General features: G+C 53.1%; 20 protein-coding genes and 1 tRNA gene. 12 read left to right on the plus strand and 9 right to left on the minus strand.

Annotated elements, in window-relative coordinates; all coding sequences use genetic code 11:
• Positions 1-39 precede the first annotated feature (39 nt).
• Positions 40-1,434: a GntP family permease gene (locus GA0061071_RS06645; protein WP_209446718.1), complete on the plus strand. Its 1,395-nt coding sequence runs from the start codon at positions 40-42 to the stop codon at positions 1,432-1,434.
• 10 nt (positions 1,435-1,444) lie between these two features.
• Positions 1,445-2,215, plus strand: coding sequence for a 3-hydroxybutyrate dehydrogenase (locus tag GA0061071_RS06650; protein ID WP_088236737.1), 771 nt, complete (start codon positions 1,445-1,447; stop codon positions 2,213-2,215).
• A gap of 100 nt (positions 2,216-2,315) precedes the next feature.
• On the opposite strand, the gene GA0061071_RS06655 is transcribed toward GA0061071_RS06650, so the two are convergent.
• The 3 genes from GA0061071_RS06655 to GA0061071_RS06665 form a co-directional block, all read right to left on the minus strand.
• On the minus strand, positions 2,316-3,368 hold the full coding sequence (locus tag GA0061071_RS06655; protein WP_245191403.1) for a diguanylate cyclase: 1,053 nt from the start codon (positions 3,366-3,368) through the stop codon (positions 2,316-2,318).
• 61 nt (positions 3,369-3,429) lie between these two features.
• Entirely contained in the window at positions 3,430-3,918 is a 489-nt protein-coding gene (locus tag GA0061071_RS06660; protein WP_088236738.1) for an anti-virulence regulator CigR family protein, read from the minus strand.
• Between the two features lie 289 nt (positions 3,919-4,207).
• Positions 4,208-4,675, minus strand: coding sequence for an Hsp20 family protein (locus GA0061071_RS06665; RefSeq protein WP_061497005.1), 468 nt, complete (start codon positions 4,673-4,675; stop codon positions 4,208-4,210).
• Between the two features lie 695 nt (positions 4,676-5,370).
• Here GA0061071_RS06665 and GA0061071_RS06670 point away from each other — a divergent pair.
• Positions 5,371-5,619: a hypothetical protein gene (locus GA0061071_RS06670; protein ID WP_061497007.1), complete on the plus strand. Its 249-nt coding sequence runs from the start codon at positions 5,371-5,373 to the stop codon at positions 5,617-5,619.
• 39 nt (positions 5,620-5,658) lie between these two features.
• On the opposite strand, the gene GA0061071_RS06675 is transcribed toward GA0061071_RS06670, so the two are convergent.
• Positions 5,659-5,735, minus strand: a tRNA-Arg gene (locus tag GA0061071_RS06675).
• Between the two features lie 276 nt (positions 5,736-6,011).
• Between GA0061071_RS06675 and folD the strand changes: the two genes are divergently transcribed.
• From folD to GA0061071_RS06700, 5 genes are all read left to right on the plus strand, one after another.
• Positions 6,012-6,878, plus strand: coding sequence for a bifunctional methylenetetrahydrofolate dehydrogenase/methenyltetrahydrofolate cyclohydrolase FolD (gene folD / locus GA0061071_RS06680; protein WP_088236739.1), 867 nt, complete (start codon positions 6,012-6,014; stop codon positions 6,876-6,878).
• 1 nt (position 6,879) lies between these two features.
• Complete coding sequence (gene ybcJ, locus GA0061071_RS06685) at positions 6,880-7,092, plus strand: ribosome-associated protein YbcJ (RefSeq protein WP_061497011.1); 213 nt, start codon at positions 6,880-6,882, stop codon at positions 7,090-7,092.
• Between the two features lie 263 nt (positions 7,093-7,355).
• The gene (locus GA0061071_RS06690; protein WP_088236740.1) at positions 7,356-8,855 is read left to right on the plus strand and encodes a PTS transporter subunit EIIC; all 1,500 of its coding nucleotides are present in this window, start codon (positions 7,356-7,358) and stop codon (positions 8,853-8,855) included.
• Positions 8,856-8,941: 86 nt separating this feature from the next.
• The gene (malI, locus tag GA0061071_RS06695; protein WP_088236840.1) at positions 8,942-9,958 is read left to right on the plus strand and encodes a Mal regulon transcriptional regulator MalI; all 1,017 of its coding nucleotides are present in this window, start codon (positions 8,942-8,944) and stop codon (positions 9,956-9,958) included.
• A gap of 110 nt (positions 9,959-10,068) precedes the next feature.
• Positions 10,069-10,590 carry a metal-dependent hydrolase gene (locus GA0061071_RS06700; RefSeq protein ID WP_061497015.1) on the plus strand — a complete coding sequence of 174 codons (522 nt, stop codon included), beginning with the start codon at positions 10,069-10,071 and terminating at the stop codon, positions 10,588-10,590.
• Positions 10,591-10,660: 70 nt separating this feature from the next.
• Here GA0061071_RS06700 and cysS read toward each other — a convergent pair whose 3' ends face one another.
• Positions 10,661-12,046: a cysteine--tRNA ligase gene (gene cysS, locus GA0061071_RS06705; protein ID WP_061497017.1), complete on the minus strand. Its 1,386-nt coding sequence runs from the start codon at positions 12,044-12,046 to the stop codon at positions 10,661-10,663.
• A 173-nt stretch (positions 12,047-12,219) separates the two neighbouring features.
• Here cysS and ppiB point away from each other — a divergent pair, with 173 nt between their 5' ends.
• From ppiB to purK, 4 genes are all read left to right on the plus strand, one after another.
• Positions 12,220-12,714, plus strand: coding sequence for a peptidylprolyl isomerase B (ppiB, locus tag GA0061071_RS06710; RefSeq protein WP_061497019.1), 495 nt, complete (start codon positions 12,220-12,222; stop codon positions 12,712-12,714).
• A 3-nt stretch (positions 12,715-12,717) separates the two neighbouring features.
• On the plus strand, positions 12,718-13,440 hold the full coding sequence (gene lpxH / locus GA0061071_RS06715) for a UDP-2,3-diacylglucosamine diphosphatase (protein WP_061497021.1): 723 nt from the start codon (positions 12,718-12,720) through the stop codon (positions 13,438-13,440).
• 130 nt (positions 13,441-13,570) lie between these two features.
• Entirely contained in the window at positions 13,571-14,080 is a 510-nt protein-coding gene (purE, locus tag GA0061071_RS06720; RefSeq protein ID WP_061497023.1) for a 5-(carboxyamino)imidazole ribonucleotide mutase, read from the plus strand.
• On the plus strand, positions 14,077-15,144 hold the full coding sequence (purK, locus tag GA0061071_RS06725) for a 5-(carboxyamino)imidazole ribonucleotide synthase (protein ID WP_088236741.1): 1,068 nt from the start codon (positions 14,077-14,079) through the stop codon (positions 15,142-15,144). The genes purE and purK overlap by 4 nt, the downstream gene beginning before the upstream one ends.
• Before the next feature lie 73 nt (positions 15,145-15,217).
• On the opposite strand, the gene GA0061071_RS06730 is transcribed toward purK, so the two are convergent.
• The 4 genes from GA0061071_RS06730 to GA0061071_RS06745 all read right to left on the minus strand — a co-directional run bounded on the left by GA0061071_RS06730 (position 15,218) and on the right by GA0061071_RS06745 (position 19,236).
• Complete coding sequence (locus GA0061071_RS06730; protein ID WP_088236742.1) at positions 15,218-15,877, minus strand: methionine ABC transporter permease; 660 nt, start codon at positions 15,875-15,877, stop codon at positions 15,218-15,220.
• Complete coding sequence (sfbB, locus tag GA0061071_RS06735) at positions 15,870-16,892, minus strand: virulence-associated ABC transporter ATP-binding protein SfbB (protein ID WP_088236841.1); 1,023 nt, start codon at positions 16,890-16,892, stop codon at positions 15,870-15,872. The genes GA0061071_RS06730 and sfbB overlap by 8 nt, the downstream gene beginning before the upstream one ends.
• A gap of 57 nt (positions 16,893-16,949) precedes the next feature.
• Positions 16,950-17,786 carry a MetQ/NlpA family ABC transporter substrate-binding protein gene (locus GA0061071_RS06740; protein WP_061497030.1) on the minus strand — a complete coding sequence of 279 codons (837 nt, stop codon included), beginning with the start codon at positions 17,784-17,786 and terminating at the stop codon, positions 16,950-16,952.
• A 301-nt stretch (positions 17,787-18,087) separates the two neighbouring features.
• Entirely contained in the window at positions 18,088-19,236 is a 1,149-nt protein-coding gene (locus GA0061071_RS06745; protein WP_061497032.1) for a porin, read from the minus strand.
• Positions 19,237-19,250 lie beyond the last annotated feature (14 nt).

Consider the following 19,250-nt stretch of genomic DNA (forward strand, 5'->3'; position numbering starts at 1 on the left):
TCGTTCGGTAGCCGAATACAACACTGATAGTGAGGAGCCATAATGAGTGTTTTGATAGCCCTGGCGGCACTGGCATTACTGATGCTGGCTGCCTACCGCGGATACAGCGTGATTCTTTTTGCCCCTCTCGCGGCGCTTGGCGCCGTGCTGCTGACCGATCCTGGCGCGGTAGGCCCGACCTTTACCGGCTTGTTTATGGAAAAAATGGTTGGTTTTGTGAAGCTCTACTTCCCGGTGTTCCTGCTCGGCGCGGTATTTGGCAAGCTGATTGAGTTGTCGGGTTTTTCCCGTTCAATTGTTGCCGCCGCCATTCGCCTCCTCGGGAGTCGCCACGCGATACCGGTTATTGTGCTGGTCTGCGCCCTGTTGACGTACGGCGGCGTATCGCTGTTTGTGGTGGCTTTTGCGGTCTATCCGTTTGCCGCAGAGCTCTTCCGCCAGAGCGGGATCCCCAAGCGTCTGATCCCGGCGACCGTCGCGTTGGGAGCGTTCTCGTTCACGATGGACGCCCTGCCCGGCACGCCGCAGATCCAGAATATTATTCCCACCAGCTTTTTTGGCACGCATGCCTGGGCTGCGCCGTGGCTCGGCTTGATCGGGTCGCTGTTTATCCTCTTTTTTGGTCTGTTGTGGCTGGAGCGCCAGCGCCGGAAGGCGCAACATGCCGGGGAAGGTTACGGCACGGATTTGCAAAATGAACCGGAGACGCCTGACGACGTCCGTCTGCCCCACCCGCTGATTGCGCTCTCACCGTTGCTGCTGGTGGGTATCCTTAACTTGTTGTTCACCCGTTGGATCCCGCAGTGGTATGGCGTCAGCCATGAACTGAGGCTTCCAGGACTGGCGAAGCCTATCGTCACCGAGGTTGGCAAAATTACCGCCATCTGGGCGGTGGAAGCTGCGCTCATTTCCGGGATCCTGCTGGTATTGATATTTGGTATTCATAACATTCGCGGCCGCCTGGCGGAAGGCAGCCGGACTGCGGTAAGCGGCGCCATTCTGGCAGCCATGAATACCGCATCGGAATATGGTTTTGGTGCCGTAATTGCCGCCCTGCCCGGTTTTCTGGTGCTGTCGAAAGCGTTATCCGCGATTCCTGACCCATTATTAAATGAAGCGATAAGCGTGACGGCGCTCGCCGGGATCACCGGTTCCGCCTCTGGGGGAATGAGCATCGCGCTGGCCGCGATGGCTGATACCTTTGTTGCGGCTGCGCACGCCGCCAACATCCCGCTTGAGGTGTTGCACCGTGTGGCCTCGATGGCAAGCGGCGGGATGGATACGCTCCCGCATAACGGTGCGGTCATCACGCTGCTGGCGATCACCGGTCTGAGCCATCGCCAGGCCTATGGCGGTATTTTCGCCATCACCCTCATCAAAAGCATGGCGGTACTTTTTGTCATTGCCGTGTTCTATCTGACCGGCATTGTGTAAGGAGAGAAACGTGAATCTGAACGGTAAGACAGCATTAGTCACTGGTTCGACAAGCGGCATCGGTTTGGGGATCGCCAGCGTGCTGGCAAAAGCGGGCGCACAGCTCATCCTCAATGGTTTCGGCGACAGTGATAGCGCACGCGCGCAGATAGCAAGTCTTGGGAAAACTCCCGGTTATCACGACGCCGATCTGCGTGATGTTCAGCAAATCGCTGCAATGATGGCCTATGCGGAAAGGGAGTTTGGCGGCGTGGACATTGTGATTAATAACGCCGGGATCCAGCATGTCGCGCCAGTGGAGGCGTTCCCGGTTGAAAAATGGGATGACATTATTGCCATCAATCTCTCTTCTGTTTTCCATACCAGCCGCCTTGCGCTGCCCGCTATGCGTGCGCGAAACTGGGGACGCATCATCAATATCGCGTCAGTTCATGGACTGGTGGCCTCAAAAGAAAAATCGGCCTATGTGGCAGCCAAACATGGCGTGGTTGGTTTTACCAAATCGCTGGCGCTGGAGACGGCCAATACCGGCATCACCTGTAATGCCATCTGTCCGGGCTGGGTACTGACCCCACTGGTGCAGCAGCAAATCGATAAACGCATTGCCGCTGGCGAGGAACCTGAACAGGCCCGAAGTCAGTTGTTAGCGGAAAAACAGCCGTCCGGTGAGTTTGTTACCCCGCAACAACTTGGCGAACTGGCGCTGTTTTTATGCAGCGACAGCGCCGTACAGGTGCGGGGCGTGGCATGGAATATGGACGGTGGCTGGGTCGCGCAATAATCATTTGACACGAGAGAGAGAAAAGCCACCCGCCAATATAGGGGTGGCTTGAGACCTTCCTGATACATAACCATCGTCACGGTTGGCTGTACCGATCATTTCATACCGCAATGTTATACATATCACTGTATCGGTTTACATAGACACACCGGTTCCGCCCGGTATGTTTCCCGTGATAGAGAGCTTTGTCCGCTCTTTCCAGTATCCGGTGCAAACTCTCATTTTCATGCACCTGGGTTAACCCGGCAGTAAAGGTTATTTTTATGCTGTGATCACCTGCGGCGATTTCCGTATTGGCGACCAATAATCGGATCCTTTCTGCGATAGCAAAGGCATCTTCATCGCTGGAAGCATGGAGTAAAATAATAAACTCTTCGCCACCGTAACGATAAACAGGCTCACACTTGCGCGTCTCATCCTCTAACTGAATAGCCAACGCGCGTAACACCAGATCGCCGGTCAAATGACCATAGTTGTCATTGATTTTCTTGAAATGATCAATATCCAGTAGCAGCAAATAGAGGCCTTCTTTCGCAAACTTTTCTGATGTCTTCTCAAAGGACTCGTCAAGCGTTCGACGCAACGGCAAGCCGGTTAAGGTATCAAAGCTGGTGCGCCGCTGCAGAAGGTGCGTCTTATACAGCGTCAACGACTGATTAAAGGCCAACAGCGCTGATGCAAACGCCTCAAATGCGTCAGCGGAGGCTTCATTAAACGTCAAGACCGCCAGCAACTCCCGACATTTTTCATGTATGCCGACGTGTTTATGATAAATATCCTGCAGATAACTTTTATCATCCCGGTCTTCATTAAGTTTTTGCTGAAGCCAGATACCGAATTCACAACGCTCATGTGCATTACAGCTTGTTATATCTGAAGCATGATCATGTTTCTTCGAAACATAATACAGAACGTTAACTAACCATTTAAAATGTGCATCAGATGATTTATTAAGCCCGGAAATAGTGGCATCAATATACTTATATTCCCTATTCAATTCCCATTCCTCTCCGTAATATTTCCCAAAATAATAACAGAAGACAACTATAATTCCGTAAAGCAAACCAGCATGATCAGTAAGGTTATTGTCAAAAAGCTTAAAGCCGGGAATATACGTATCGTTGTATTTCATGAAGAAAAAGGCTGCCAGCACTGCTGACAGCCTTGTGTGATCCTGGGGTGATAAAGATAAGAAGGAATTAAACGTCTGACGTTTAATTAAATACACCATTGATGATGGCGGTCACAACTGCCGTACTCAATGCAACCAGCACTAAATCATCCCCCACAATGCGCCACTCATAGCCCGGATAATAGGGCAGTTGACCCAGCATTGAGGCCGGAACTGTCTTTTTAGCAATGCCCGGAGGGAGCGGTTTTCCCCGGGCCAGGTTTTTCGCAATGCCAGGAGGAAGAGCCTGATATCCCACCAGACCATAGTTAACAGCCAGCTGGCGCGCGGTTGAGAAACTGATATCGGATTCTACGTGATCGGGTTTACCTTTATTTTTACCCTGCCCATTTGATTGCTGTGCAGAAGCGTTATTGTTACCGTGATTACCACTATTACCGTGACCGCCTCCGTTACCATTTCCATTGCCGTTACCATGCCCGTTGCCGGGATTTGCCAGTACAGGGGTAGCCATCACAGACAATGAAATTACTGCGGCTATAGCGGTTGAAATACTGCGACGCGTAAACATGATCATTCCTTCAGGGTGGGAGTACTGTTTTAAATTTTATAATAGAGATGCGAATTTTCTATCTCTCTAATTCTTATTTTTTCGCCTGCGAAAATTTGCATTAAAGATTAAAAAACAACTCTTACTACTGAAAAATCATTCTATTCAGCGCGATACAAAACCTTAAGAAATTAAGGTAACGTTTCTTATATCACGGTTATCTGTACTCTCGCCCTGGTTATGCCAATGACAGTGACAAAAAGGCCCGCTTTCGCGGGCCTCAGAGAGACATCACATTAACGTGAACGTATCAGGCATGATGTTCGATAACGTTATTGGCGTTTTCGATCGCAATTTTGCGCGGTTTTTCACTCTCCGGAATGTCCTGATAAATAGAGAGCTGTAAAAGACCGCTTTCAAGTTTTGCATTGCTGACGCGGGCATGTTCCGGTAAGGAAAAACTCAAACGAAAGTCTGAACGACGGATGCCTTTGTATATCCAGCCTTGTTCATCCTGAGATTCGTTCTCAGCACGTTTACCCGAGATATTAAGGTTACCGCCGACGGTCTCGATTTCGAGCTCATCTTCCTTCCAGCCCGGCACGCTGACATTTAACAGGTAGTTGTTTGCATCGACTTTTTTCAGATCATAGGCCGGTAACGATGCCACAGGGGAGTCCCCGGTTAACTGGCTAAAGAGTCTGTCGATGCGGTTAAAACGGTCAGCAAAAGCAGAATCAGAAAAGCCTGGGAGTGCTGACAAGGTTCTGAGTGCCATAAATTAACCTCCTGAATAATCGATTCAAAAGCTCAAGTTACAGGCAAGCGTTGCTTGTCCGCTGGTAGAGATAATGCCTGCCAACCGTTTTTCAAGGGGGAAAAGGGAAAATTTTTCAACCTTGCGGGCCAGGACTCAGAAGCGGCAAGGATAAACCATCCGGCCAGGCAAACCGGCCGCTTTTATAGCCCGATGCTCAGTTCGCCACACTGTCACCGTATTGAAAATTTAGCTTATGACCATAAGCCAGCTTGAAGTCGCTGCCAGCACTACTACCAGGATCATTAATTTTATGAATCGGAATGCGGTAATTTGCGATTAGTCTGTTTTAGCGCCGTGAGCTATAACATGTACAACGGATATGACTTATGACAAGTACCAACTTATTTACTGGCGGTGGCGATGTCGCATCTGCCAGTTTTTATTTTTATCGCACACAGGTTCCCCCCAATACACCGGCTGAAGGCACTCCTTTTTGGTGTCGTCCCGTATGTCATTCACTTGCCCTGTGACGGTTTCATTCGTTTTGTGAGAAGTGAAATGATTCCGATTGATTCACGGCCCAATTTGGTGATGGCATCCCCTGGTTTTATTTGTCTATCTGAACGATATTAAATATTCACATCACAGAGATACTCGTGACAGAACATTTCTTGTTTGCCAGTGAACACCATCGTGTTTTTTGAGGAGAAGTTATGAAGCCAGTAGAAGACGTGATTAATGATCTGCAGTGTCGTGCTTTAGCGTATGAAATAATTTTTCAGTCTCTGTTCACTGAGCTGCCTCAATTTTTCAAAGATAAAGCTATTGAGAACATCGAACTCAACTTCAAAGCATTTGAGTCTGGTACACAGTCTGAATCAGGGAAAGTAAAGCTTGAAGCAGCAAAAGCGGTTGCGTCCAGAATTATGGGAGTGAAGCTTAAATCGTCTTCTCAGGGTTGATGCAAAAACGGGCACTGGTGATGGCTGTTTACTGGGAAATGGTACGCCCTACAGGGTTCGAACCTGTGACCTACGGCTTAGAAGGCCGTTGCTCTATCCAGCTGAGCTAAGGGCGCATTTCGTGGATGATGCTCCCTGCAAGGGGAAACGCCTGGAATTATACGGTCAGCGCCTGGTGAGTCAATGACTTTTCCGCCGGTTGCTTGCTTAGTGAACGGCAGTGCACATTTTCACAACGTTTCCCGACCGCGAACCGCCCACTACGCCCCGCTCTCCCCCGTTTCGGGCGGAGGCGGGGAGGAAAACCACAAACGATAACTGACAGCACGCCGCGCTTCTGACAAAATAGCCACATCCCCCTTAGTTGAATGACAGATGGAATCCTCTCTCTGATGGCAGCAAAGATTATTGATGGTAAAACGATTGCGCAGCAGGTGCGCTCTGAGGTTGCGGAAAAAGTTCGGGCGCGTCTGGCGGCCGGAAAACGTGCACCTGGCCTGGCTGTCATACTGGTTGGCAGCAATCCTGCATCGCAAATTTATGTCGGCAGCAAGCGCAAAGCCTGCGAGGAAGTGGGTTTCATCTCCCGCTCTTACGATCTCCCGGAAACCACCAGCGAAGCCGAATTGCTGGAGCTTATCGACAAACTGAATACCGATAGCACCATTGACGGTATTCTGGTTCAGCTGCCGCTGCCTGCGGGCATCGACAACGTGAAAGTGCTGGAGCGTATTGCGCCAGACAAAGATGTTGACGGTTTTCACCCTTATAACGTCGGTCGCCTGTGTCAGCGCGCGCCGCGCCTGCGTCCGTGCACACCGCGCGGTATCGTTACGCTGCTGGAGCGTTACAACATCGATACCTATGGACTGAATGCGGTCGTGATTGGCGCCTCCAACATTGTCGGTCGCCCAATGAGCATGGAGCTGTTGCTGGCGGGTTGTACTACCACCGTTACGCATCGTTTCACCCGCAACCTGCGCCACCATGTGGAAAACGCCGATCTGCTGATCGTCGCTGTGGGAAAACCGGGTTTTATTCCCGGTGAGTGGATCAAAGAAGGTGCGATCGTGATTGATGTCGGTATTAACCGTCTGGAAAACGGTAAAGTCGTCGGCGATGTGATTTATGAAGAAGCTGCTGCGCGCGCCTCATATATCACCCCCGTTCCGGGTGGCGTCGGCCCGATGACCGTTGCCACCCTCATCCAGAACACGCTGCAAGCGTGTGAAGAATACCACGATGTAGAAGGCGCATAAGATGGCAACATTTTCCCTTGGTAAACACCCGCACGTTGAGCTGTGCGATCTGCTGAAACTGGAAGGCTGGAGCGAAAGCGGCGCACAGGCGAAAATCGCCATCGCCGACGGTCTGGTGAAAGTGGATGGCGCAGTCGAAACGCGCAAGCGCTGCAAAATCGTTGCCGGGCAGACGGTGAGTTTTGAAGGTCAGAGCATCACCGTTACCGCGTAATCCGCTCTCCCCGTTCGGTGAGAGCGAAAACTGCCCCCTCTTCTTCTGAAGAAGAGATTGGGTGAGGGGAATGTGTTGTCATTCCCCCTCACCTATCACGGTTAATTATCGATCAACCTCAAAGAATCACGATCTCATTTGGCTGAATGTAAAAATTTAGTTGCGGCTGACGCCTGCTTCTCTCACGATAAGTAGAACGTTCTACTAAAACGTTCTACTTACAATAACAGCGCTAAAAGAGCGCACTTTCGGGGGAGATCAGCATGAGTCTGATATCAGGTTTTGTTAAATCGTTGTCTAAATTGTCGATGATCGGCCGCGCCTTAATGCTGCCTATCTCGCTGCTACCCGCTGCTGGCCTGTTACTGGCTTTCGGCGACAAATTCCACCTGCCGCTGATGATGAACGCTGGCGGGGTAATTTTTGACAATCTGCCGATGCTTTTTGCTATCGGCTCTGCTGTTGGGCTGGCATCGGAATCCGGCATTGCGGCACTGTCGGCGGCGGTGTCCGTGTTTGTCACCAATATCACTATCGGCACAATGCTAAGCATCACGCCGGAAATGGCCTCGCAGGGCGGAAAATACGCAATGGTGGTCGGCATTCCGACGTTGCAAATGGGCGTCTTCGGCGGGCTAATCTGCGGTATCCTGGCCGCCTGGTGCTATAACCGCTTCCACACCATGCAGTTGCCGGAGTTCCTCGGGTTCTTCTCCGGTAAGCGCTTTGTTGCCATCGCCACCGCTTTCCTGTCGTTTATCCTTGGCCTGCTGCTGCCCTATGTCTGGCAACATATCCAGGCGGGCATCGATGCACTGTCGATTATCGTCAATGGCGATAACCAGGCCGCCTCAACCTTTATCTTCGGGCTCGTCGAACGCGCGCTGATCCCGCTCGGTCTGCACCATATCTGGTATCCGTCATTCTGGTATTCGTTTGGCGATTACACCACCCAGGCAGGCCAGGTTATCCACGGCGACCAGACTATCTGGTTCAAAATGTTGGAAGAAGGCACCAAAACCTTTAGCAGCGACACTTACCAGAATGCCGGTAAATTTATGCAGGGCGAGTTTCCGCTGATGCTGTTCGCACTGCCTGCGGCTTGCCTGGCGATGTACCACGAAGCGCATACCCGCAATAAGAAAATTGCTTTCGGGATCCTGTTCTCTGCGGCGTTAACCTGCTTCCTGACGGGGATCACCGAGCCTGTCGAATTTACCTTTATCTTCGTGGCACCGATCCTCTACGTCTTTAACGCCATCATGGCTGGCCTGGCGTACATGACCATGTATTTGCTGCATGCGCATATCGCCAAATCGTTCTCCGCCGGGTTTATCGACTATCTCTCGTTCGGTATTCTGCCGTCGTTTAACGGTTACCAGACCCACTTTTTGAATGCGGTCATCGTCGGCATTCCGATGGCGCTGATTTACTACTTCACCTTCCGCTTCGTGATCCGCCGTTTTGATGTAAAAACACCAGGACGAACCGACGTCACAGCCACTGCGGATGACAAAACGGATAGCGAACTGGCCACCGAAATCATCAGCATGCTGGGCGGCGCAGAGAACATCGACTCTGTCGGATCCTGCATCACTCGTCTGCGCCTGGAAGTGGCGAAGAGTGACAAGGTGGATAAAGACGGTCTGAACGGACTGGGGGCGCGCGGCGTGGTGTTCGTGGGTGAGAGCGGTATTCAGGTTATTTTCGGCGCGAGGGCACAATTTATCGCCCAGACCATGTCCACAATGATCGGCAAATAATAAGATAACGGCCTGATGCGTCTCCTGGTATTGCCGGGAGACGTTGTAGTATCAGGCTGATTATCGTGAAATTTCAGGGAGCGGTTTTGAAGAAAGTCAGCATCATTGATGTCGCAAAACAGGCCGGCGTATCGGTCTCAACCGTTTCGCTGGTGCTACGCCAGAAAGGGAAAATCTCAAATGCGACCATCGATAAAGTCCATGCGGCTATCGATGCGCTCGGTTATGTTCACAATGTTGCCGCCGCCAATCTGCGCGCCAACACCTCTAATCTTATCGGGCTGATCCTGCGCGATTTCAGCGACAGCTTCTCCATCAAAGTGATGGCCAGCATCGTTCAGGAGCTGGAAAAACAGGGCTATATGGTCTTCCTGGGACAACCCTTGAATGACGGCGAACACCTGGAACGTTGCCTGCTCTCTTTCAAACAACAAGGTGTCGCGGGAGTGATTTATCTCGCTTCCGATACGCGAAGCGCCACCCTGCCTGCACAAATCCGTGAATGCCCGCTCCCGTTGGTCGTGGTGTCCCAATCCCTGCTCGATGAGCCGTGTGATCTGGTGATGCGTGATAACCGCCAGGCCGCCAGTCTCGCCACGCGTTATCTGATTGAGCGTGGCCACCGTAATATCGCCTATATCGGTGGTATCGAAGGCGACCTGATCCGCCAGCAGCGCTTATCAGGGTTTCGTAGTGCTATGGCACAATACGGGTTGGTCCTGCGTGAAGAGTCCACCCCGGCCTGCAGCGATGACACCCGAGCGGCGGGTTATGCTGTCCGGGAATTACTGGAAAAAAACAGCACGATTACGGCCCTGCTTTGTCACTCCCCGGACGCGATGATCGGCTCTATTTCCGGTATTCACCAGACCGGTCATACGGTCGGTAAAGATGTGTTCCTGTCGCAGCAAGTGGCGCTGATCGGCTTTGAAGATATGCTGCATGTGAACCTCACCTCACCGTCGTTTACCTATGTTTCTTCAGCCAGCGAGGAAACCGGGCGTCAGGCGGCAGGGCTTATCATGCGCAAGCTGAAAGAGCCGACACTGCAAACGCAACGAATTACGCTCTCTGGTCAGTTAATTGCCCGGGAATCGGCATAAAAAGCGTGAAAACGCGGGCACCGTTATAACGGCAGAAGATTCAGATAACACCGCACTCATTTTGCCTGCCGACAGCGCTATAATTCCCTTTTTGCTCAGAGACATACCCCATGCCAACGATTGTTACCCATGCTGCTGTTCCCCTTTGCCTTGGATTAGGCCTCGGCAGCAAAGTTATTCCACGCGGTTTATTACTGGCGGGTATCGGCCTGGCCATGCTACCGGACGCCGACGTACTGGCGTTTAAATTCGGTATTGCCTACGGCAATGTGTTCGGTCATCGCGGGTTTACGCACTCCTTGCTGTTTGCTTTCGTGGTGCCGCTACTGGTGACCTGGCTGGGGCGAAAATGGTTTAAAGCCAGTCTGTTGCGTTGTTGGGCATTTCTGACGGTGTCGCTGCTGTCGCACAGTTTGCTGGATGCTATCACCACCGGGGGTAAAGGCGTTGGCTGGTTATGGCCGTGGTCAGACGAACGGTTTTTTGCCCCGTGGCAGGTGATTAAAGTGGCACCTTTCGCGCTATCACGCTACAACACGCCATACGGGCATCAGGTGATTATCTCTGAACTGCTGTGGGTATGGCTGCCGGGAGCGGTGGTGATGGGATTATTGTGGTGGCGCAGGCGTTAACCGCCCGGCATGTAGTCGTTCACAGGCCGGATAAGACGCTAACGATTATCCGGCCTGTTTATTCTCACTGTTACTTACGGCGCCAGGTGGTCCCTTGCGGGCCATCTTCCAGCACGATACCCATCTCATTCAGACGATCGCGCGCCGCATCCGCCGCCGCCCAGTCTTTCGCTTTACGCGCATCCAGACGTTGCTGAATCAACTGCTCGATTTCCGCAACTTCGCCATCATCCGCCTGTGCACCGCTTTGCAGGAACAGATCCGGATCCTGCTCCAGCAAGCCCAGCACGCCGGATAATTTACGCAGATGCGCTGCCAGTGCGTTTGCCGCATGAGCATCTTCCGTTTTCAGGCGGTTAACGTCACGCGCCATATCAAACAGCACAGAGTAGGCTTCCGGCGTATTAAAGTCATCGTTCATCGCTTCGATAAAACGGGCTTCAAACGCCTCGCCGCCTTCCGCCGCGACCGAGGTATCCGTCCCACGCAGCGCGGTGTACAGACGCTCCAGCGCAGAACGTGCTTGCTTAAGATTCTCTTCGCTGTAGTTAAGCTGGCTACGGTAGTGACCCGACATCAGGAAGTAACGGATGGTTTCCGCATCGTAGTACTTCAGCACATCGCGCACGGTAAAGAAGTTACCCAGCGATTTCGACATCTTCTCACGGTCAACCATCACCATGCCGGAGTGCATCCAGTAATTGACGTATTCGCCATCGTGGGCGCAGGTCGACTGGGCAATTTCGTTTTCATGGTGCGGGAACATCAGGTCAGAACCGCCGCCGTGAATGTCAAAGTGCGAGCCCAATTGTTTGCAGTTCATCGCTGAACACTCAATATGCCAGCCCGGACGCCCTTCGCCCCACGGTGACGGCCAGCTCGGCTCACCCGGCTTGGACATTTTCCACAGCACGAAATCCATTGGGTTGCGCTTCACTTCTGCCACTTCAACGCGCGCGCCGGCCTGCAGTTGATCCAGATCCTGACGGGAAAGCTGACCATAGGTCGGATCGGTCGGCACGGAGAACATCACATCACCGTTATCCGCGACATACGCGTGGCCGCGCTCAAGCAGACGCTCAGTAATCTCAATAATTTCGTGGATATGGTGCGTCGCGCGGGGTTCGTTATCCGGACGCAGAATATTCAGCGCGTCAAAATCTTTATGCATCTCGACAATCATGCGATCGACCAACGCCACAAAGCTTTCGCCGTTTTCATTAGCACGCTTAATGATTTTGTCATCAATGTCAGTGATATTGCGCACGTACTTCAGCTTATAGCCCAGAAAACGCAAATAGCGGGCGACCACGTCAAACGCAACAAACGTACGGCCATGCCCGATATGACAGAGATCGTAAACAGTAATACCACACACGTACATGCCGACTTCCCCGGCATGAATAGGTTTGAATTCCTCTTTTTGGCGCGTCAGTGTATTAAAGATTTTTAACATCGAAGATTCCATGTAGACGTGTGTGGAGCGAAAGCTGCATATATTACCTGTAATTCAAACCCGAAGCAGCACACTTTGCAAGGTGATCCAACCTGCCGGTTATGCTATAACAAGCGACTATCTCTGGCCCATTGCCGGGTCTACGCACCACACTATCAGAACAGGATGCAATAATGGTTACTTTCCACACTAATCACGGCGACATCGTAATCAAAACGTTTGACGACAAAGCGCCTGAAACGGTTAAAAACTTCCTGGACTACTGCCGTGAAGGTTTCTACAACAACACGATTTTCCACCGTGTTATTAATGGCTTTATGATCCAGGGTGGCGGTTTTGAACCGGGCATGCATCAGAAAGCCACAAAAGACACCATTAAAAACGAAGCCAACAATGGCCTGAAAAACACCCGCGGTACGCTGGCAATGGCGCGTACTCAGGCACCGCACTCCGCCACCGCGCAGTTCTTCATCAACGTGGTCGACAACGACTTCCTGAACTTCAGCGGCGAAAGCCTGCAAGGTTGGGGCTACTGCGTGTTTGCTGAAGTGGTTGAAGGCATGGACGTTGTAGACAAAATCAAAGCGGTCGCTACCGGTCGCAGCGGTATGCACCAGGACGTACCAAAAGAAGACGTGCTCATTGAAAGCGTGACCGTTAGCGAGTAATTCGTGGCGACACTCTTTATCGCAGATTTACACCTGCAAACAGAAGAACCGGCGATCACCGCCGGTTTTCTGCGTTTTCTGGCGGGAGAAGCACGTAAGGCGGATGCGCTCTATATCCTGGGCGATCTGTTTGAAGCCTGGATTGGGGACGACGACCCAACCCCGCTACACCAGCAGATCGCGCAGGCGATTAAATCCCTCGTCGACAGCGGTGTGCCCTGCTACTTTATCCACGGCAACCGTGATTTTTTGCTGGGTAAACGTTTTGCCCGTGCCAGCGGCATGCAACTCCTGCCGCAAGAACAGGTGCTGACGCTGTATGGCCGCAACGTGTTGATTATGCATGGCGATACGCTATGTACCGACGATGTGGGCTATCAGGCATTTCGCGCCAAAGTCCATCAGCCCTGGTTACAGGCGCTGTTCCTCGCCCTGCCGCTCTTTATCCGCCGCCGTATTGCCCGGAAAATGCGGGCTAACAGCCGCGCCGCTAATAGCAGCAAATCGCTGGAGATCATGGATGTTAATCCGCAGACGGTCGTCGGGACAATGGAAAAACACCGCGTTCAGTGGCTAATCCATGGTCATACTCATCGTCCGTACATTCATACCCTGACGGCAAATAACGCGCCGGCGTTTCGCGCGGTATTAGGTGCCTGGCACAGCGAAGGGTCAATGGTGCGGGTGAGCGAGAGTGACGTGGAGTTGATCCCTTTTCCTTTCTGATTTTGGCTGCGTAGCACGGCGATAGATCCGCGAAACATCGCCACGCAACCGTTTTCCTTGTCCGTTTTACATGCTATTCTCTGTGCCCTCTTATGTAGTCTGAAGCACACCCACAGGAGTTTTGAGACGCATGTCTTCAAGCAACCAACCGGCGCGCATCGCCATTGTTATGGGCTCGAAAAGCGACTGGGCAACCATGCAGTTCGCCGCAGAAATCCTCGATACCCTGAACGTCCCGCACCATGTTGAAATCGTCTCTGCACACCGCACCCCGGATAAACTGTTCAGCTTCGCCGAAAACGCGGAGAACAACGGTTATCAGGTGATCATTGCCGGCGCTGGCGGCGCAGCGCATCTGCCGGGAATGATCGCGGCAAAAACACTGGTGCCCGTGCTGGGTGTGCCGGTACAAAGCGCGGCGTTAAGCGGCGTGGACAGCCTCTACTCCATCGTACAAATGCCGCGCGGCATTCCGGTGGGCACGCTGGCGATTGGTAAAGCAGGCGCAGCCAATGCCGCCCTGCTGGCAGCGCAGATTCTGGCGCAGCACGACGCCGCGCTGCATCAGCGTCTGGCGGACTGGCGTAACGCACAGACTGATGAGGTGCTGGATAACCCGGACCCGCGAGGTGCGGCATGAAACAGGTCTGCGTATTAGGTAATGGTCAGCTCGGGCGCATGTTACGCCAGGCGGGCGAACCGCTCAGTATTGCGGTCTGGCCCGTCGGGCTGGATGCCGATCCGCAAGCGGTACCCTTTCAGCACAGCGTGATTACAGCGGAAATCGAGCGCTGGCCGGAAACGGCCCTGACCCGAGAACTGGAACGCCACCCGGCGTTCGTCAACCGTGATGTATTTCCGGTGATTGCCGACCGCCTCACGCAAAAACAACTCTTCGATAAACTCTCGCTGGCGACAGCACCATGGCAGCTATTGGCAGAGAAAAGCGCATGGCCAGAGGTTTTCGCTCGCCTTGGTGAGCTGGCAATTGTAAAACGCCGCGTGGGCGGTTACGACGGTCGCGGGCAGTGGCGCTTACGTGCGGAAGAGACCGACCAGTTACCGGATGAATGCTATGGCGAGTGCATCGTCGAGCAGGGCATTCATTTCCTCGGTGAAGTGTCGCTGGTTGGCGCGCGCGCCCATGATGGTAGCACCGTGTTTTACCCGCTAACGCATAACCTGCATCAGGATGGGATCCTGCGCGCAAGCGTAGCATTCCCGCAGCCTAACGCAGCGCAGCAGCAACAGGCAGAAGCCATGCTGTCGGCGATTATGCATGAACTGAACTACGTCGGCGTGATGGCGATGGAGTGTTTTGTCACGCCAGCAGGTTTGTTGATCAATGAGCTGGCGCCGCGCGTGCATAACAGCGGGCACTGGACGCAAAACGGCGCATCAATCAGTCAGTTTGAGCTGCATCTGCGCGCCGTGGTGGATTTACCGCTGCCGCCGCCGGTAGTCAATAGCCCTTCGGTGATGATCAATCTGATTGGCAGCGATCTGAACTACGACTGGCTGAAACTGCCGCTGGTGCATTTGCACTGGTACGACAAAGAGGTGCGGCCGGGGCGCAAAGTGGGTCACCTGAATCTGAATGATACCGATACCGCCCGCCTGAGCGCGACGCTGGAAGCGCTGGTTCCCCTGCTGCCACCGGAATACGCCAGCGGCATTGCCTGGGCACAGTCGATGCTGTCGTAACGGCGGGTTTGCTCATCCGGCAGAAATGCCCGCTGGCGTCTACGCTTAGCGGGCTTGCATGCAAAACGCAGTACTAATGGCGATCGCGTTTATCGGCGCGTTTTGCCAACCAATCTCCCAGCACCTGCACCACCTGAACCAGCATAATCAGCGCCACCACCGTGACGATCATCACCTGCGTTTCATAGCGGTAATAGCCGTAGCGAATCGCCAGATCACCCACGCCACCACCGCCGACAATCCCCGCCATCGCCGAATAACCAATCAGGCTGACCAGCGTAATCGTCAGGCCACGCAGCAACCCGGCGCTGGCTTCCGGCAACAATACGGTGCAGATAATGCGTAACGGGCTGGCACCAAAAGCCTCCGCCGCTTCAATAATGCCTTTATCCACCTCGCGCAGCGCACTGTCCACCAGCCGGGCATAAAACGCTATCGCCGCCACTGACAGCGGTACCGACGCCGCAATCGGCCCGATGGTATTCCCCAACAGAAACTGCGTTAACGGCAGCAGCAGCACCAGCAGGATCACGAACGGCACCGAGCGGATCACATTCACCAACACGGAGCTCGCCAGATAAACCGCTCTGTTTTGCCAGAACAGATGCCTGTCGGTGACGAAAATCAGGAAACCGAGCGGCAAGCCGCCAATGATTGCCAGCACCGTTGAGATGCTCAGCATCTGGAAGGTTTCGCCAAAGGCCAGGCTCAGATCGGCCACTAAATCATCCACGGATCACCTCCACCTGTGCGGTACGGTTGCGAATATAGTCAACGGCTTCGCTCACAGCGGCAGGATTGTCCGCAGACGTTAATTGAACCACCAAAATACCCAGTGCTTTCTCGCCGATGTACTCAATTTTGCCGTGCAGGATATTGACCGCCACGCCAAATTTCACCGCGGCATCGGAGAGCACCGGCTGCTCGGCGGAATCGCCAATAAACAGAATCTTCAGTAGCTGCCCCGGTAGATGCTGCCGCAGGCGTTCCGGCAGGGTTAGATTGAGCGTGTGCGACACCAGCTGCTGTGTAAAAGCATGTTGCGGGTGGGCAAAGAGATCAAACACCGCCCCTTCTTCCACGACCTTACCGCCGGACATGACCGCCACCCGATCGCAGATCGATTTGATCACATTCATCTCATGGGTGATCAGCACGATGGTAATGCCCAGTTGTTGATTGATTTGCTTCAGTAACGCCAGAATGGTGGCAGACGTTTCCAGATCCAGCGCCGAAGTCGGCTCATCACAGAGCAGTACATCCGGATGATTGGCAATGGCACGAGCAATGCCAACACGCTGTTTCTGCCCACCACTAAGCTGCACGGGATAGCGGTTCGCTTTATCGCTCAATCCAACCAGCTCAAGGATTTCCGTCACGCGTGGGGCGATCTTCGCACGCGCCCAGCCCGCCGCCTTCAGGCTGAAGGCCACATTCTGTGCCACGGTGCGGGTATGCATCAGGTTAAAATGCTGAAAAATCATACCAATACGCTGACGCGCCTGACGCAGCGTTGCGCCATGAAGCGTAGAAATCGCCACGCCATTAATTTTTACGCTCCCCTGGCTCGGCCGCTGTAACGCATTCAGCGTACGCAGCAGCGTACTTTTGCCCGCGCCGCTGGTGCCCACAATGCCGAAGATCTCACCCGGCGCAATACGCAACGTCACGTCATCCACCGCCCGGGTGGTTGCCGTCGCGCCGCGGCCTGCGGGAAAATCCACGCAAACCTTTTCTATTTCAATCATGTCAACCTCAAACAGCAAAAGGCAGGCCGTAGCCTGCCCGTAAACTCAACCTGATGGTTATTTTTTGTCGGCGACGGCCATCCATTCGGGTTTCTGGAAGGCAGTAAAGATGTTTTTCGGATCGTCGATGACTGCGCGATAGGCGGGCGATTTCACCACTTCGACAATGTCTTTGGCGAAGGGCTTGTCCGCATCGTCGGTGCGCACGGCAATAATGTTTTTCAGGTTCTCATCCAGATGCTCTTGTTTCAGCGCTGAAGAGAGATCCATTCCGGCGGCAATGGCGAAGTTACCGTTGACCAGTGATGCCGTCGCGCTATCCAGCGTGCGCGGCAACTGCGCCGCTTCCAGCGGTTTAAACACCAGCCCTTTCGGGTTACTGGCAATATCCCGCTCGGAGGCTTTGGTCGGGTCAATACTCTCTTTGAGGGTAATAAGATTGAGTGATTGCAGGAAGCGCAGCCCGCGCGCCAGATTGGTCGGGTCATTGGACAGCGTCACAATGTCGCCTTTTTTCAGCTCATCCAGGCTCTTGATTTTATGGGAATAAAAGCCCATTCCCGCCGTTGGCACTGACAACAGTTTGGTCAGCTTCAGGCCCTTATCGGCAGTGAATTTATCGAAATAGAGGCTATGCTGGAACAGATTGGCGTCGATGCTGCCGTTCGACAGCGCCATGTTAGGCTGCACGTAATCGCTGAATTCGCGCACCACGACGTTATAGCCCTTCTCTTTCAGCGATGGCGCAATCGCCTGTTTGACCATATCGCCATACGGCCCCGGCGCCACACCGAACACAATGGTGTGCGGATCGCTGCTCGCATGCGCAAACGGTAAACCACATACCAGAAGTAATGCGCCGACGAAGGCGCGCAAACTGAGACGACGTCCCATAAATTCTCCCTAACGAGTTGGTCTGCTGTGTGACGCGCCGTGCAATGCGCCGCGTTCCATTTTCACCCTGTGAATAAGGCTGTCGACTAAGATGGCACAAACGCAACGCGGCGGTAATTGAAAAAAATTCAACTTGCTGTGAACTATGTCACTGAATGGCGGGGAGATATTGGTGAGGTAAGGCGATGAAGCATAACGAAAAGCCCTACCCGGAGCAGGGTGCTGGCACTCTCGTTATGCTTTTTATCGCTAAGCATTGCCGGATTTTAACGAAGCCATCCGGCAAATACCCGTCAACTTATCAGAAGTCGTAACGCAGACGAACGATGTTCATATCGCCCAGTTTTTTATCGGTGCTGTTGGTGAACACGTGTTCGTAATCAACACGGAAACCATAATCCAACTGGAAGGTTACGCCCAGACCGTTGTCGATACGTTCATAGTAACGACCGGTGGTGTATTTCAGGCGGTCGCCCATCACGTACGGCTGCACATATTTGAGCCCATACTGAGCCACCGGAATTTTATATCCGGCGTAATATTCAATACCCCACGCGTCACCCGCGAAGTAGTCGTGAACATTTTTCTGCCCTGTGGTGAGGAAGTTTTCATACCAACCGCCACCGAAGGAGAGAGTCCAGTTGTCCGGCGTCCAGCTCAGCGCAGTACCGTAGATGTTCTGGCTGTAAGAATCGGTATCACCCGACGTACTGTTACGCACGTTGGCTTTGGTGTAGTTCCACGCCGTACCCCATGACAGGTTTTTGGCCAGATGGTAATCAACACCCAGTGAACCGCCGCCATTACGTTTGTAACGGATGCTATTCGGTAACAGCAGATCGGTATCTTCGAACAGGTAGGATGCGTAGAGATCAACATCGCCGAAGCTGTTTTTATATTTCAGCATCTTGCGTGAACGATAAGAACCGTCGTAGTCGCCTTTCACACCGTTACCCGGCGCCTGAGCTTTCATATCGTAGTCCCAGACGTCAGTTTTCGCACCGACCACATCGTAGTACACGCTGTTCTGCTGACCGAAGGTCATGGTACCCCAGGTCTTACTTTTCAGACCGGTGTACAGCATGCGGCGAGACGTATAGTTGCTACCAGCAGCATAATGGCTGTCCCAGTCGAATACCGCCGGAACGTTCACGCCCAGTTCGTAGTAGCTGATCCAGCTAATATCATCGAACAGGTAGTAATCCGCAGCAAAACGGAAGCGAGTGCCGCCGTCATACCCGTTACGTTTGTAGGATGTTTTGTCCATGTCACCCATCGCGTTATCAAACTGCGCGCGGATAGACCCACCTACGGTGAAATTCAAACGACTCAGCGGATCGCCCGCTTTTGGATCCTGTTTCAGGACGGTGATTTCCGCCTGGCTTGCAAAAGACATCAATGCCACTGCTGCGCCGATGGCTGTCGCCACGGCAGTTGTTTTTATTTTCATGTTTTTCCCTTGAG

The organism is Kosakonia oryzendophytica, from assembly GCF_900094925.1.
GTDB classification, from domain to species: domain Bacteria; phylum Pseudomonadota; class Gammaproteobacteria; order Enterobacterales; family Enterobacteriaceae; genus Kosakonia; species Kosakonia oryzendophytica.